The sequence below is a fragment of the Mesorhizobium maamorense genome (assembly GCF_044998965.1).
Taxonomy (GTDB): Bacteria; Pseudomonadota; Alphaproteobacteria; order Rhizobiales; family Rhizobiaceae; genus Mesorhizobium.
The window spans coordinates 3577601-3593392 of sequence record NZ_CP173356.1 but is presented as its reverse complement, the minus strand read 5'-3'; the positions used below and the strand labels follow the sequence as shown (position 1 = coordinate 3593392).

The 15792-nt window shown below is 60.1% G+C and carries 12 protein-coding genes and 2 pseudogenes; 11 read left to right on the top strand and 3 right to left on the bottom strand.

Going from position 1 to position 15792, the window contains the following annotated elements; translation table 11 throughout:
• Positions 1-5 precede the first annotated feature (5 nt).
• The 6 genes and pseudogenes from ACIU1A_RS18155 (at position 6) to ACIU1A_RS18130 (ending at position 8328) form a co-directional block, all read left to right on the top strand.
• Entirely contained in the window at positions 6-992 is a 987-nt protein-coding gene (locus ACIU1A_RS18155; RefSeq protein WP_404927957.1) for an ABC transporter permease, read from the top strand.
• On the top strand, positions 992-1906 hold the full coding sequence (locus ACIU1A_RS18150; protein ID WP_140672712.1) for an ABC transporter permease: 915 nt from the start codon (positions 992-994) through the stop codon (positions 1904-1906). Before ACIU1A_RS18155 ends, ACIU1A_RS18150 begins: the two co-directional genes overlap by 1 nt.
• The gene (locus tag ACIU1A_RS18145; RefSeq protein WP_404924851.1) at positions 1903-3774 is read left to right on the top strand and encodes a dipeptide ABC transporter ATP-binding protein; all 1872 of its coding nucleotides are present in this window, start codon (positions 1903-1905) and stop codon (positions 3772-3774) included. The genes ACIU1A_RS18150 and ACIU1A_RS18145 overlap by 4 nt, the downstream gene beginning before the upstream one ends.
• Before the next feature lie 67 nt (positions 3775-3841).
• Positions 3842-5440: a GMC family oxidoreductase gene (locus ACIU1A_RS18140; RefSeq protein ID WP_404924850.1), complete on the top strand. Its 1599-nt coding sequence runs from the start codon at positions 3842-3844 to the stop codon at positions 5438-5440.
• Positions 5441-5499: 59 nt separating this feature from the next.
• Positions 5500-6894, top strand: coding sequence for an aldehyde dehydrogenase (locus ACIU1A_RS18135; protein WP_404924849.1), 1395 nt, complete (start codon positions 5500-5502; stop codon positions 6892-6894).
• A gap of 11 nt (positions 6895-6905) precedes the next feature.
• A pseudogene (locus ACIU1A_RS18130) lies at positions 6906-8328 on the top strand (M20 family metallopeptidase).
• Here ACIU1A_RS18130 and ACIU1A_RS18125 read toward each other — a convergent pair.
• The 3 genes and pseudogenes from ACIU1A_RS18125 to ACIU1A_RS18115 all read right to left on the bottom strand — a co-directional run.
• A pseudogene (locus ACIU1A_RS18125) lies at positions 8325-8478 on the bottom strand (IS630 family transposase); the annotation flags it as partial. The pseudogenes ACIU1A_RS18130 and ACIU1A_RS18125 overlap by 4 nt on opposite strands.
• Before the next feature lie 239 nt (positions 8479-8717).
• A complete protein-coding gene (locus ACIU1A_RS18120; protein ID WP_404924848.1) occupies positions 8718-8870 on the bottom strand; it encodes a hypothetical protein in 153 nt (50 codons plus the stop codon).
• A 531-nt stretch (positions 8871-9401) separates the two neighbouring features.
• The gene (locus tag ACIU1A_RS18115) at positions 9402-10316 is read right to left on the bottom strand and encodes a LysR substrate-binding domain-containing protein (RefSeq protein ID WP_140656661.1); all 915 of its coding nucleotides are present in this window, start codon (positions 10314-10316) and stop codon (positions 9402-9404) included.
• Between the two features lie 154 nt (positions 10317-10470).
• Here ACIU1A_RS18115 and ACIU1A_RS18110 point away from each other — a divergent pair, with 154 nt between their 5' ends.
• The 5 genes from ACIU1A_RS18110 to eis all read left to right on the top strand — a co-directional run bounded on the left by ACIU1A_RS18110 (position 10471) and on the right by eis (position 15780).
• The gene (locus tag ACIU1A_RS18110; RefSeq protein WP_140656663.1) at positions 10471-11352 is read left to right on the top strand and encodes an ABC transporter substrate-binding protein; all 882 of its coding nucleotides are present in this window, start codon (positions 10471-10473) and stop codon (positions 11350-11352) included.
• A 75-nt stretch (positions 11353-11427) separates the two neighbouring features.
• Entirely contained in the window at positions 11428-12354 is a 927-nt protein-coding gene (locus ACIU1A_RS18105) for an amino acid ABC transporter permease (protein ID WP_404924847.1), read from the top strand.
• The gene (locus ACIU1A_RS18100) at positions 12347-13111 is read left to right on the top strand and encodes an amino acid ABC transporter ATP-binding protein (protein WP_140656665.1); all 765 of its coding nucleotides are present in this window, start codon (positions 12347-12349) and stop codon (positions 13109-13111) included. The genes ACIU1A_RS18105 and ACIU1A_RS18100 overlap by 8 nt, the downstream gene beginning before the upstream one ends.
• Before the next feature lie 75 nt (positions 13112-13186).
• A complete protein-coding gene (locus tag ACIU1A_RS18095) occupies positions 13187-14365 on the top strand; it encodes a PLP-dependent aminotransferase family protein (RefSeq protein ID WP_140656666.1) in 1179 nt (392 codons plus the stop codon).
• A gap of 281 nt (positions 14366-14646) precedes the next feature.
• Entirely contained in the window at positions 14647-15780 is a 1134-nt protein-coding gene (eis, locus tag ACIU1A_RS18090; protein ID WP_140656758.1) for an enhanced intracellular survival protein Eis, read from the top strand.
• The last annotated feature ends 12 nt before the right edge of the window (positions 15781-15792 follow it).

The window sequence follows — 15792 nt, the reverse complement described above, 5'->3', positions numbered from 1 at the left end:
CCATGCTGTTTGCCATAGATTTTCTCATCCGCCGCCTGGCCCAGGGCGCGATCATCGTCGTTACCATCGCGCTGCTGATCTTCACGTTGCTGCGTGTCGTGCCCGGAGATCCCGTGCGGCTCATGCTGGGGCCGATGGTGTCGCCCTCGGTCGCGGAGCAAACCGCCAAGGATCTTGGATTGCGCGACCCGATAATCGTTCAGTTCGGTCGCTATATGGGACACGTTCTGCAAGGCGATTTCGGACGCTCCTTCGTGCGAAGCGCTCAAGGCGGCAGCACTGGCGGTTCTCGCGGTGAATCGACTTTCGATGCGAGCAATCGAGCGTCTGTGATCGGGCTTATCGTCACGACCTTGCCCTTCAGCCTCCTGCTGGCCGGCCTCGCTTTTCTGATCTCGCTGGCTGTCGCCTTGCCGCTCGGTGTCTGGGCCGGGCTCAATGCCGGGAGATGGCCGGATCGCTTCGCGCTCTATCTGAGCTCAGTGCTGGTTTCATTGCCCAATGTCTGGCTTGGACTTGTGTTCATTTTCCTGCTGTCAGCCAAAACCGGATGGCTTCCCGCGATCGGTTATCAGAACTGGACCTATGCCATACTGCCGGCGCTGGTCCTCGCGGTTGAACTCATTCCGGTGATCGTGCGCTCCCTGTCGGTGTCCGTGTCGTCGAACCTCCTCGATCCCTATGTGTCCGTAGGTCAGATACGCGGCCTGACGCGTGCGCGGATGATCGCCGCGCATGTGCTGCGCAACTCATCCATTCCGTTGCTCAACCTTCTCGGCATTCAGGCGGTGGGTCTGATCCTCGGTGGTCTCTTCGTCATCGAGTATCTCTTCAACTATCCAGGCATCGGTCTGCTGATGATCAATGCAGTGTTCCAGCGCGACTTTCCCATCATCCAGGCGATCGCAATCTTCTCCTGCGTCGCGCTCGTACTTGTGAACATATTGGTCGATTTCGCCTCGACCACGATAGACAGAAGGCTGCAGTACTGATGTCGGAGCAAGCCATCGTCGAAACCACTGCCAGCCAGCCGGCGAAGTCGCGCAGCCTGGGCGCCAGCATTTTCCTGAATGCCGCGAGGACGGCGGAGTTCAGGGTGGGTGCGGTGATATTCCTCGGCCTCCTGCTACTGTCGGTCGTCGCGCCCACATTGCTCGGGCTTTCGGCGACAAAGTTCAGCGTGGGGCTGAAATTCTCACCGCCCTTCCCGGAGCAAGGCTGGGTCTGGCCGCATATGTTTGGCACAGATCAGCTCGGCCGCGATCTTCTGGCACGTTCGCTGATAGGGCTGCGGAACGCATTGATGATCGGCATTGCCAGCGTCATCGGCATGTTCGTCATAGGTTCGGCGATCGGAATGCTGGCGGGCTATGCCGGCGGCTGGACCAGTCTCATCCTGATGCGCATCACCGACGCGCAGATGTCCATCCCAGTCATCATTCTGGCAATCACGATCCTCGGCGTGACACGGCCGACACCGATGTCGGTGATTCTGGTGTTCATCCTCGCTGGCTGGCCGGGCTACGCCCGCATAGCGCGCAGCGTCACCATGTCGGAACGGCGAAAGGAATATGTGCGCGCTGCCAAGATACTGGGCGCCTCGGACCTGCGCATTTTGCTTGTGCACATCGCGCCCAACACTTTGCCGCCTATAGCTTTCGTGGCCGTGCTCGACGTCGCGCGCATGATGATATTCGAGGCGATCCTGGGGTTTATAGGCATCGGCATCCAGCCGCCTACGCCGACCTTCGGCACCATAATCGCCGACGGCACGAAATATCTCATGAATGCCTGGTGGATCACCACCATACCCGGCCTGCTGCTGGCAGCGTCGCTGTGCGGCATCAACCTGATGGGTGGCGCTCTCGAACGCTCCCGTAACAAATTCCTGCAGGGGGTTCTATGAGCGCGGAAAGTGCCAAAATCCTCGAGGTCTCGGACCTCTCGATCGATCTCGCCACGGCTGCCGGTGGTCGGCGCGCGATCCTGCGCAACGTCGATCTTTCGGTCTCGAAGAACGAAGTCCTGGGCATCATCGGCGAAAGCGGCTCCGGCAAAACGGTCCTGTCGCGCGCACTGGTGAACTGGATAAGCCCACCGCTTCTGCCGACGGGTGGAAGTATCGCCTACCGTGGGCGCAATCTGTTCGGCCTTCCGCCCGCCGAGATGCAGAAGCTGCGCGGCCGCAAGGTAGCCTACATCGGCTCGGACCCAGGCAGCGCGCTCGATCCCACCATTCCGGTCGGCCAGCAGATCATAGAGAAGCTTCGCGCCGTTGAGCCTGGTATCTCGACCGCCGACGCGAGGGCCCGCGTATTGCGGGTGCTGGATGCGGTGCGCATTCCCTCGCCGGCGCAGCGCTTCCACGAATTTCCGTTCCAGTTCAGCGGCGGCATGATGCAGCGTGTACTGATCGTCGACGCGCTCGTCACGAATCCGGACTTGCTGGTGGCGGACAACATCACGCAGCCGCTCGACGTGACAGTGGCGGCCCAGATCCTGCGCCTCCTGCGCGATCTGCAGCGCGACTTCTCGACAGCGATCATATTCGTCTCCTCGGCGCTCGGGGTGCTGAACGAGATTGCGGACAACATTCTGGTGCTGGCCGATGGCCGGGTGGTCGAATGTCGTGACACGCGCAGCCTCATCGAGAAGCCGGACCACAGCTACACCCGCAATCTCATCGGGAGCCTGCCTCGCATATGGAATGCCCAACCGACGGCGGCCGCGCCGGAAGAAGCTGTGGACGACAAGCGCGAAGTCATCCTCTCGGTACGTGACGTCTATCGCTCCTACTCCACCAAGGATCGCCAGAGGCTGTTCGCGCATCGCGTGGTGCAGGCCGTACGCGGCGTCTCGTTCGACGTCTACAAGGGTGACAATCTCGGCATCGTGGGCGAATCCGGCTGCGGGAAATCGACGTTGTCGCGGCTGCTCAGCCGCCTCGAGGCTCCGAACAAGGGACAGATACTGTTCAAGGGACAAGACATCGCCCGTCTGGGCGGCCGCAAGCTGATGGACTTGCGCCACAGATTCCAACTGCTGCTTCAGGACCCCTACAACGCCATCCCGCCACACCTGAGCATCGGTCGCACAATCGCTGAGCCGCTGCGTATCCATGGCGGGTTGGCCGCGAAGGAGATCAGGGAACGCGTGGCGGCGACGATGAACGAGGTTGGCCTGCGGTCCGACCTTACGGACAGATTGCCGGTGGGCCTCAGCGCCGGTCAGCGCCAACGTGTCAATATCGCGCGCGCCATGGTGCTGGAGCCGGAACTGCTCATTCTCGACGAGACCTTGTCCGCGCTCGATCAGGTCGAGCAGGGCAAGTTGCTGGACCTGTTCGAGGGGCTGCAGAACCGGCACGGCATCACTTATGTCTATATCTCCCACGATCTGAGCATGGTTCGCCGCGTCTGCAACCGCGTAGCCGTCATGTATCTCGGGCGCGTGGCGGAACTTGCCGGCAACAGGGCCACGTTTTTCGATCCCGCGCACCCCTATACGCGGGCATTGCTCAGCGCGGTGCCAGCCATTGAGCACAAGCCTTACGATACCGGGACCTACCTGCTGGAAGGCGAACCGCCCGATCCGATCGACATCCCTCCGGGCTGCAGTTTCCGCACACGCTGCCCCTTCGCCTTCGCGCGTTGCGTGAGCGAGGACCCCAAGCTGATGAAGCGCAGCGGCGACGACTATGCTGCCTGCCATCTTGTCACCGCCGGAGCCGCCGCACCGGTGAGGATGCCCGCCGTGGATGTGAGGGCATCGTGAGGATAGCTAGATTTCCAACCGCGTCCGGCAGCGCGATGCGGCTTGCCGCGCCCGCCTCAAATTTCTGATGAGCACGTCCACTATGGAATTCGATTACATTGTCGTAGGGTCTGGCAGCGCCGGCTCACCGCTCGCAGCGCGTCTCGTCGAAAAGGGCGCGAGTGTCCTTCTCCTCGAGGCGGGCAAAAGCGAAAAGCTGCATCTGACACGCGTGCCGGCCGCGCTGATGCATACGATCGGCAACGTCCGCTACGACTGGAATTACGTGACCGAGCCGGATCCCAGTCGCAATGGTCTGCAGGAATCATGGCCACGGGGGCGCGTTCCGGGCGGATCCTCGGCCATCAACGGCATGATCTTCATTCGCGGCGCCGCGGCCGACTACGACGCCTGGGAGGCGATGGGCAACAAGGGATGGGGATGGAATTCGGTGCTTCCCTATTTCCGCAAGATGGAGACCGCCGATAACGACAAGGATAATGCCTATCGCGGCGGCATGGGACCTCTCCGGGTGTCGGCCTTACGCTGGAAGCACCCGATATCGGCCAAGTTCATCGACAGCTTCGTCAATGCGGGCGTCCCCCTGAACCCAGACCTCAACGGAAGATCCCACGAGGGTGTCGCCTGGAATCAGGGCTCCACCAGAGGCGGCGTTCGTCACTCGGCATTCGACGCCTTCATCCTGCCTCGCCTCGGTGACGCCAAGCTCACATTCATGGACGATGCGTTGGTCGAGCGCATCGTACTGGAAGGCAAACGGGCTACCGGCGTCGACATTCTGCGCGGCAGCCAGAAGGTACGAGCCACGGCACGGCGCGGCGTGGTCTTGTCGGCCGGATCCATCAACTCGCCGCAGATACTGATGCTCTCTGGCATCGGCGATCCGGACCAACTGACCCCCCATGGGATTGGCGTGCGGATCGCAAGTCCCGAGGTCGGCCGCAACCTGATGGAACATCCGGGCCTCTATGTCCGTGCGGAGATGAACGTCAAGACGGGGAATGCCTATGCATCGCCGATCGGACGGGCAAAAGCATTCGCCGAATGGATTCTCTCGCGCAACGGTGTGTTGAGCGTGCCCACCGCCCAGGTGCTCGCCTTCCTGAAATCGACGCCGGATAGGAAGATACCGGACCTCCAGTTCCATCTCTTCCCCTTCGGATACTTCAACGACAACGGCCGTTTGCACGTGCCGACGCGCAACCTTGTTACCATCCTGGCCAACGTCAACTATCCCAAGAGCACCGGCCACCTCGAGCTTCGTTCCAGCGATCCGCGACAGCCGGTGGCGATCTATCCGCGCCTGCTCGACCATCCAGACGACGTTGCCTGCGTGCTGCGCGGCTTGGATTGGATACGCAGGCTCGCTTCGACGCCCCCGTTCGGCAGCCATGTGCGCGAGCTCATCGACGTGCCGGCTGAAGGCGCGGGGCCTGCCGCGGACGAAGCCTATGCGCGCAAGGCCACGGTGCCGTTCCTGCATCCGGTGGGCACTTGCCGGATGGGATCGGACGAAAACGCGGTCGTCAGCCCGGAGCTTCGCGTACACGGCACCGAAGGGCTCTGGGTCGCGGATGCCTCGATCTTCCCGCGTCATATCGCCGGCAACACCAACGCGACGGCGATCATGATCGGCGAGCGTGCGGCCGACCTCATCCATCCGTAGCGGAGAACTAGTTTATCATGACGCGGAATTTCACGCAGAACTTCGTCGGCGGCAGGCGCGTGGATCCCCTGGGCGCCGATTTCATCGAGGTCCGCTCGCCCTACGACGGAAGCCAGGTCGGCGCGGTGCCGCTGGCAGCGCAGGCCGACGTGGATCTTGCGGTCGCGACGGCGCGCAAGGCATTCGACGAGGGCGCTTGGCCGCGCATGCCGGTGGTCGACCGTATTGCTGTTATCCGCAGGTTCGCGGAATTCTACGAGACCCGCTCCGACGAGTTCGCCGGTTTGGTGACGGCGGAGATGGGCGCGCCGGCCTGGTTTGCCAAAGCCATCCAGACCCTCATTCGTGATCAGGGCCAAGCCTATGTGGTTGCCGCCGAGGGGTATCCTTGGGAAGTGCATCGCGCTGGCTATCCCCGGGGCAACGCAGTTTGGGTCCGTGACCCGGTAGGCGTGGTCGCCGCTGTCATCCCGTGGAACGCGCCACATCAGGTCGCTCTGGCGAAGCTCTTTCCGGCCCTGCTCGCCGGCTGCACGGTGATCCTGAAGCTGGCGCCGGAAACCGCGATTGACGGCCAGTATCTGGGCGAGTTGTTCAGTGAGGCGGGACTGCCGGAGGGTGTCCTGAGCATCCTGGTCGCTCACCGGGAGGTAAGCGAATATCTGGTGACGCATCCGGGCGTGGACAAGATCGGCTTCACCGGCTCCACTGCTGCCGGCGGCCGCATCGCCAGCCTGGCGGGCGCACAACTGAAGCGCGTCAGCCTCGAGCTCGGTGGCAAATCCGCGGCAATCGTGCTGGACGATGCTGATATCGGCCAGACAGTCGATGCGCTCCGCTATCGTTCCTTTCCCAACAATGGGCAGGTCTGCGTCGCGCAAACGCGTATCCTCGTGCCGCGCCGGCGCCACGATGCCTTTGTCGACGCGCTTGTGGACAATGTCTCTGGCATGACGATTGGCGATCCGGCGGATCCTGAGACTTTTCTGGGGCCGCTCGTGGCGGAACGCCAGCGTCAGCGTGTGCTCGACTTCATCGCTGCGGGCATCGAAAGCGGAGCCGATCTTGCCGCCGGAGGGCTGGGGATGCCGGAAGGCATCAATCACGGCGCCTTCGTCAAGCCCACGATTTTTGCCAATGTCAATAACGCCTCGCGCATCGCTCAGGAGGAAATCTTCGGCCCGGTCGTGTGCGTCATTCCCTACGACGGCGTGGACGATGCCGTTCGGCTCGCGAACGACTCTATCTATGGCCTGTCGGGTTCGGTGTGGACCTCGGATCCTGATCGAGGATTGGAGGTCGCGCGTCGCATCCGAACCGGCGGCGTGACCGTCAACAACGCGGCCTCCGATCTCCTGTCGCCATTCGGCGGCTTCAAGCGCAGTGGGATCGGACGCGAATTCGGTCCCGAGGCGATCAACCACTACATCGAACACAAGACCGTAGCTGTCTGAGCGGGGACGACATGAGCAATAGTCCTGCCGTCTGGGGGCACGTTGAGGCATTGGCCAGGCGCTTTGTTGAGCTGAGCGACAGGGTGTGGGGAACGCCCGAACTCAACTATCAGGAACACCGCTCGTCACAGGAGCATGCGCGCATGCTGCGGGAGCAGGGTTTTCGGGTCGAGACGGGGCTCGCCGGAATGCCGACCGCAGTCATGGGAGAATCGGGGGAGGGCGGATCGGTAATAGCCTTCCTCGGAGAGTTCGATGCGCTGCCGGAACTCAGCCAGGAGGCTGGCGCGGCGGAACATCGGCCTCTCGCAGGAAACGGGCCAGGCCATGGCTGCGGCCACAACCTTCTGGGGTCCGGTGCGATGCTCGCCGCCACGGCGGTGAAGGAATGGCTGGCCGCGGGCAACCTGCCCGGCCGCGTGCGCTACTATGGCTGTCCGGCAGAGGAAGGCGGGGCCGGCAAGGCCTTCATGGTTCGCGACGGCATTTTCGATGATGTGGATGCGGCGATCTCGTGGCATCCATTTGCATTCGCCGGCGTGATGGAGCCAGCAGCGCTGGCCTATGCCATTCTCGATTTTTCCTTCACGGGGCGCTCGGCTCATGCTGCTAGCTCACCGCACCTTGGGCGTAGCGCGCTCGATGCCGTCGAGCTGATGAGCGTTGGCTCGAACTACCTGCGCGAGCATATCCCCTCCGACTGCCGGCTTCACTATGCCTATCTCGACGCAGGTGGGCCGGCGCCCAACATCGTACAGGTTCAGGCGACGGTGCGTTACATCGTGCGATCGCCACGCGCCGGCGAAGTCGTGGCGCTTGTCGACCGTGTCAAGGGCATCGCCGATGGCGCTGCCCTGATGAGTGAGACCACAGTAAAGTGCGCCTCGTGTGCGCCATGAACAGCTTGCTTGGGAATCGCGTGTTGGAGCGGGCTTGGCCCGCAATTTCGAAATGCTCGGGCCACCGGAATTCGACGCGGAGGACGAGGCCTTCGCGCAACGGATACAGGCAAGTCTGACGCAGGATCATGTGCAGTCGGCATATGCGATGTTCGGGCTGGAGCCCGGCGCAACGGCATTGTGCGACCGCATCATTGGAGTCGGATCGAACGGCAAGCAGATGCTCGGATCGACTGATGTGGGAGACGTGAGTTGGAAGATACCGACGGTCCAGGCTTATGGCGCCACTATGGCGATCGGGACGCCGCTTCACACCTGGCAGGTCACAGCCCAAGGCAAATCGCCTCATGCCCATAAGGGAATGGTGCATGTTTCGAAGGTGATGGCAGCCACCGGGGCGGATCTGCTGAGCGACGCTGCCGTGTTGATCGAGGCGAAGAAGGAGCACGCCTCCAGACTGGCGCGCGATCCTGTGGTGAACATTCTTCCGGCCGACCTTTCTCCGCCGCTTCTTGGCTGGAGCATGTCCGCTTAATCCGGATCATATCCTGTGGCGTGGAAGTAGTTTTGGCACTCACCCTGAGAGCAGCTCGACGATCGAACCGACTGCGCCCCACAGCGCCTTGATGAGTCGCGCTGCTTTGGAGCGCAGAAGCGCCGTGAGTTTTGAGAATGCGTTCTCGATTGCTTGTCGCGAACCAATGGTCAACGCTGGCGAGACACGAGAGTTTCTGAAATCGAAGCGCTCGCGGTCGAGGTAAAACGCCACATCAGGATGCGCATAGGTCAGGAAGAAGCCAGCCTTCCCATCTGTCAGCGCGGACAGGTTTGCTTCGATCCCGCCTCGATCCGGGATCAGCGAGCTTTGCAAGTCGGGTATTTCCGCCGCCAGCGCGCGAGGCCAGTTTGGGAAGAACGTGATGGTCAGCGTATGCAGAGCGGCAAGGTAATGAGCAGGCCTCGCAGGGAGAGTTTCCGGGCGTCCCGGACCACGCTGTCCGAACTTGCAGCGCAACTGCCGGCACAGATCGCGTGCCGACCTTCGACAAGCGAAAAGTCCAGCTTCAGCGCTGCCATGCCGCTCTCGGGATCGCCTGGATAGCGCTGCCCATCAGCACGCCAAGGCCGGACAGTTCGTCAGCCGTTGTTTGCCACTGATTTAAGCCGCGTCGGGCTGAGCTTGATGCAAGGTCAGCTTTCCCTCCAGACCATATCGAGACGGTCAACCCGCTTTCGTGACGAATGCGGCCGCGCTCATAACGCTATCATCAAAATGCATGACTACCTTCTTTGTGGTTAGAACTGAGGCACCGCTCTCAGAGAAACTAGTCGTCTTTTTGGTCCTTTGGTTCGCCAGACCATACGAGAGAATACGAAGGAAAAGGTTTGGCGAACCAGCTACTAACGTATTGTTTTCCCGTAGAAAACGATGACCCTCAGAGACTAAACATGACCGTTATCTGTCAGGAGGTTACGAAGCGGTTCGCCCAAAATGATTCAAGAAGCTGATCCAGCATTCGCTGACCGCTTTTATCTTATACCGAACGGCAGCTTTGCGCCCATTGTCAGACATTCGGGTGTGACCGTTGCCTACCCCGAAAGCAGCCATTATTGGGTGCCCGACGCCACTCGGCTGCCGAAGTTCGCGGCAATCTGAATCTGTAGAAAGCTCGAAAAATCTTCCAACAACCGCGATTGTTTGCTCAACCGCGCACGGAACAGCCAGACTTTGAACGAAATGCTCGGCTCGAATGGGATCGCGACGATGCGCTCGTCCTTATACCAGGACATGGTGAGCTGATCGACGATCGATATTCCGCAGCCCTCCGCGACAAAGCTGCAGGCGGTGTCGGATTGGGTGGTTTCGATATGAAGCCTTCGGACAACGCCAAGGGATTCAAAAGCCTTGTCGATTGCCAGTCGGGATTGATCGTTTCGTCCGAGTGAGATGAAAGGCTCACCGCCGAGATCTTTCGCGCTTATCCTGGCAGAGCCTGCCAGGCGATGCGATTGCGGTACGACGCAGAGGGCCTGGAGTGTGCCGATATGGACCGCTTCAACCTCATCGCGATCACTAGGAAGCACTGATAGTGCGAGGTCAGCGTCTTGCCGCACAATCAGATCGGACACGTTCCGCGATTGCACGGAATCCAGCGACACATTCACTTCGGGCTTGTCTTTGCAATATCCGGCAATGATTTGAGGCAAAACCTGTCGGCTGATTGCCGGGAACCCGGCGATGCGCAGCGTTCCATAACGGTTGAAGCGAAGACCTTCCGCAACCCGTTCGATCTTCTTTACACCTGCGTAAACGCGTTCAGACTCCCCGAAGAGAATGCTTGCTTCCGAGGTTGGGAAGATCCTTCCGTTTCGCCGTTGGAAAAGCTGAATTCCGCTTTGACGTTCAAACTGACGAATGAGTTGGCTGACAGCTGGCTGGGAGACCCGCAGCATGTGCGCCGCACCGACCATGCTGCCGGCAACCATGACGGCACGGAACGCTTCAAGCTGCCTGAGATTCATGCACTATCCTCTATAAGGGAACCTTATCGTTCCACACAAACTTCCAATTGGACATACGCAAATGCAAGTGAAAACATGAGAAAAATCCAGCCCATTAGCTGTTTCCAATAGCTGTATGCCAAAACAAGAACTTATAGAAAAGGGAACGAGCACGATGAATTCACTTTCGTTCGAGAATGACCACTCAAAAGCGCCGGCAGCCCGAACTGCCAGACAGTGCTTTTTAAAAATGGCCTTGGCCGGTTGTGTTGCTATCGGGGCTACCGCCTATGGGTGGGCTGAAGATCTGGGTGTCATTAAGGAAGGCACGCTCACCGTTGCCGCCACGGCCTCGTTTCCGCCGATCGTCTCGGTCGACCAAAGTGGCGCCTATGTCGGCATTGATGCCGACATCATAGAGGCTGTGGCAAAAAACCTCGGCCTCAAGGTCAACTGGATCAACATTAAATTCGACAGCATCATCCCCGGTGTGACCGCCAAGCGTTTTGATGTCGGCATGACCGGCATCACCGATACGGTCGAACGCGAGAAGGTGGTGGATTTTGTCAATTATGCCAATGTCGGCTCGGGCATCATCGTACAGGCGGGCAATCCCAAGAACGTCGGCAAACTCGACGATATCTGCGGTTTGATCGTAGCGTCCCAAACCGGCGATGTAGCCACCTCTTACGCGAAAGCTCAGTCGGAAAAGTGTGTTGCCGAAGGACGTCAACCTGTCATTGTCAACGAATTTCCTGAAGCGACGCAGTCCATGCTGCAGCTCCAGAATGGCCGTGCCGACATCATCATCCATGATTATCCCCTGTCAGCCTATCAGGTGGAGCAATCCGGCGGGAAACTCGCGCTGGCCGGTGGGCAGTTTTCTGAGGCCCCTTACGGTATGGCCGTCTACAAGGACAACACCGCCCTGCGGGACGCACTTGTCAAAGGTCTCGACGCCATCATTGCCAGTGGCGAGTATGGCAAGATCCTCGACAAATACGGCGTGGCAGAAATGGGCATTGAGAAAGCTGGCTACAACGGCGCGTCAAAATAGTCTCCAATAGCGGGCCGATTAGCGAGCGAACGCCTTCGGCCCGCTTGAGAGCCCTGTAGCACAGCAGAAAAACCAATGACTGTTTCAGAATTTCCCATCGTCCGCCGGCGGCATCCATGGCGTTGGATATCCACGATCATCATGCTCGCTCTGGCGGCGGCGGTGGCGGCACATGTTTCGCAAAACCCCGTCTTCTCGTTTCAGTCGGTTGCCGACTACTTGTTCGAGCCGCGGATTATTTCGGGCGTCCTCATCACTATCTATGTGACATGTGGATCGATGCTCTTCGGTCTGGTTCTGGGAGTCGCGCTCGCCGTAATGCGGATTTCGGACAATCCGGTGATGAGCGCCGCATCCGGCCTTTTCATTTGGTTCTTTCGCGGAACGCCGGTGCTCGTCCAGCTCATATTCTGGTTCAACATCGGCATCATCTTTCCGGCGATCACCTTGGCGTTGCCGGGAGGTGACATCCTCTTCCACGTCTCCACCAACAGCCTCATGACGCCCGCCGTGACAGCGCTTCTAGGTCTCGGCCTGAACGAAAGCGCATATATGTCGGAGATTGTACGAGCCGGCATTCTGAGCGTCGACGACGGTCAGAGGGAAGCGGCCAAAGCGCTCGGACTGCCCCCATCCAAGGTCATGAGTCGTATCGTCCTTCCGCAGGCCCTGCGTGTGATTATCCCACCAACAGGCAACCAGTTCGTCTCGCTGTTGAAGACATCGTCGCTGGTATCTGTGATCGCGGCGGGCGATCTGCTGACGCAGGCTACCCGCATCTACAACGAGAACTTCCGGATCCTCGAACTGCTCGCCGTGGCAAGTCTCTGGTACCTGCTGCTGACCACGCTGGCCAACATCGCGCAGCATTATATCGAGCGCCGCTACTCCCGCGGATTTGTCGACCGCCCCAAACAGAGCTTTTTCGGCACAGTGAAGATCGCAGCCTGGCGAACCCGGGCCTTTCCAGCGGGGAAGCAAGGTGCTGCACGCCATGACTGACAACATCGTTGAGATCAGGAACGTCAGCAAATCCTACGGCGGCACGGCTGTTCTGAAGGATGTCCGACTGGACGTCCGTGACGGTGAAGTTGCCTGCATCATCGGCCCCTCCGGTGCTGGAAAGTCGACGCTGTTGCGATGCGTCAACCGACTGGAAAAACAGGACGCCGGCATGATTTTCGTCGCCGGACAGCCAATGGGCTTTGCGCTGCGCGCCGGCAAGTTCCATGAGCTCGACGAAGGAGCACTGGCTCGGCAAAGAGCCGGCATCGGCATGGTGTTTCAACGCTTCAATCTATTTCCGCACATGACCGTGCTGGAAAACATCGTCGAAGCCCCGGTGACATTGCGCAAGACAACAAAAGCCCAAGCAGGTGATCATGCCCGCGAGCTGTTGGCGAAGGTCGGCCTCACGGAAAAGCTTCACCAGTTTCCCGCGCAGCTTTCCGGTGGGCAACAACAGCGCGTCGCGATCGTTCGCGCCCTGGCGATGAACCCCCGCCTGATGCTGTTCGATGAGCCAACCTCGGCTCTCGATCCGGAGCTCGTGGGCGAAGTGCTCGCCGCGATGAAAGACCTCGCCAAAGACGGAATGACGATGATTGTGGTGACCCACGAGATGGGCTTTGCCCGCGAGGTTGCAGACACCATTCACTTCATGGTCGAGGGCGAGATCGTGGAAAGCGGCCCCGCCGAGAAGATGCTCCGCTCACCGCAACAGCAGCGGACCCGGTCATTCCTCAGCAGAGTCATGTGAACGCCAGCAGGGCCGCTTGCCAATACAGCGGCTGCCTCCGAGCCCCGACCATCTGTCCAACGGGAGAACCAGCCCTTGCTCTACAACGATATTGTCGACTTGTCGGGTGGCTACGCCTTCCCAGCCTGTCTGCCGGACGTGACGCGTGAAGCGGCGATTGCCGCGAGCACATACCGCTCCGAAACCATGCAGTACACCGACGTGCTGGGTCTGGATGATCTGCGGGACCTGATCGTCAGCTATGTCAGGGAAGACGGTGTTGTTTGCCATCGTGACAACGTCATGATCGTCAATGGCGCGAAGCATGGCTTGGATCTGACCTGCCGTGCATTCCTATTCTCGGGAGACAGGGTCATCGTCACGGCTCCCACCTACATGACAGCACTCAGTATTTTGCGAACGCACGACGTCGAATTCCTGGCTATCCGTCAGGATGAAGATGGTATCGACACCGAAGACCTGGAAGCCAGGCTTGTCGAGGCTCAAGCGCTTGGCGAGCCTCTACCCAAGCTTCTTTTCGACGTCCCTGACTTTCATAACCCAACAGGCATCACAACAAGCCTTGATCGCCGTCGTCATCTTGTCGCGCTGGCGGAACGCTTCGGTTTTCTCATTATCGAGGATGATCCGTATCGTCGAATACGCTTTGAAGGCGAACCCGTGGCACCCACCAAAAGCCTCGACGCCACGGGCGTGGTGGTTGCCCTGGGAACCGCCTCGAAAATTGTCGCCCCGGGCCTGCGGATCGGGTGGGTTATCGCCGAACCAACCATCATAAAGCGCATAGCAACCTACAAAGCCGATGGCGGGACCAGTCCCTTTAACCAAAGGATCTTTGCCGAACTCCTGCGCACCAATCAGATCGATGGACATATCAAAACTCTGATCGAGGAGCTGCGTGCCCATCGTGACGCGATGGTTGATAGCCTGGCTTCGTTGTTGCCGGCAGCGACTGTCAGAAAGCCGTCAGGCGGTTATTTCCTTTGGGTCGAGCTTCCACCCGACGTGGACGCTGATGTGCTGGCAGGTCTCTGCCCTCGTTTTGGAGTAAAAGCCTATTCCGGGCGGCTGTCGTTTCCTGGGCAGCCGACACAGAACGCTCTACGACTTTGCTACTCATTTGAGGACTCGGCCCGTATCAAAATTGGCATCGGCAGAGTAGCGGACGCTTACAATTCGCTGAGAGCTGGCAAGTTCGATGAAGGAGCGAAGCGATTGGCTGTAGCAGACTCCTTGGACGCAAACATCTATTGAAAAAATCTCCGGCTGTATGCGGGTTCCACCGTATCGACGTAAGCCAAAAGCGGAGCCGTGATTAAAAGCGGACGTCACTTCGCGGCCAAGCCCCACCTTTCCATAGTCGCCTATGGACTTGCCGCGATATCCTCTGCAAGGCGCGCCAAATACAATCCCGTCCGGCATTGTCCCACACCGGTGTCACGAGGTCGGGCAAGCCGCGGAAGGAAGGTTGGCTCAAGTCCATTGCGCATTACCGTTTTCAAGCTATGATGAAAAGCGTCATTCTTGGAAACAATATGAAAAAAAACTTCAAAATTGAACCGGCGACCACTAAAGATGTCGCCGCCATCGCCCATCTGCTGAGTTGCGCCTTCGGTTTCAGCAAGGCACGATCGCAGGAATACCTCGCCAATATCGGCCTCGAAACGTTGCGGTTCATCCGCGGCGAGGACGGTCGTCCAGTGGTCTGCGCGGGGCTGCTTCAAACGGCGCATGTCTTCCATCGCAAGCCTGTGAAGGCAGCTAACATCGTGCATGTCGCGGTCGCGCCGGAGCGGCGCGGGCAGGGGCTCGCGGTCCCCTTCGTCGATTCGCTCTGCGACGAGGCGGCGAAGAACGGTGCGGCCATAGCCACGCTCTTTGCGTCGACGCGCCCGGTCTACCGCAAGGCCGGCTTCGAGCTTGCCGGCCACGAACTCGTTTACGAGGCCGAGACGGCAGCGTTGCCTTCTACGAGCCGGTTAGCCTTCGGGCGCGTCGAACTTGATGATCCGCGCCTCGTTACCGCCTACGCCGAAAAGACGTTGCGTGAAGCCGGATTGCTTGTAAGAGACGCCGCACATTGGAACGAGCTGCGGCGCGCCCCGACCGACGCGCTCGCCGCCTATCTGGCCGAAGGCGAGACCGCCTATCTCATCCTCGACATGGGCGACAAGGCGCGGCTTGTGATCCGCGACTGGTTTGCCGCTTCGTCCGAGGCCGCCCTCGGCCTGCTCTCCTTCCTTGCCCGCTTCCGCTCCGTTTATCCGGTAGTGCGCTGGCACGGCGCTCCGCATGACGATCTGGTGGCGGCGATGCCGGACAAGGGCTGGCGGCTTGCCCACCAGGAGGAGTGGCTGTTGCGGGTGCTTGACCCCGCCGCCGCCTTGCGCCAGCGCGGCTACCACGTCGACCACGCAAGGCTCACGTTCCGCATCGGCGAGGCGGCTCTTCAGGTTGAAGTGAGTGGCGGCGCAGTCGAAGTGCGCAAGGCCGGCACATCCGGCCCGGCGGTGTCAGTGCAGCCAACAGGTTTCGTTCAGCTTTTCACAGGCTTTCGCAGCGCCTCGAAACTGGCGCACTATGGCCTTCTTGCCGGCGACTCAGCTGACATACGCCGCTGTGATCAGCTCTTCGCCGGACCGCCGCCCTGGGTGGCGGAGCATTTCTGAGCACAACGCACG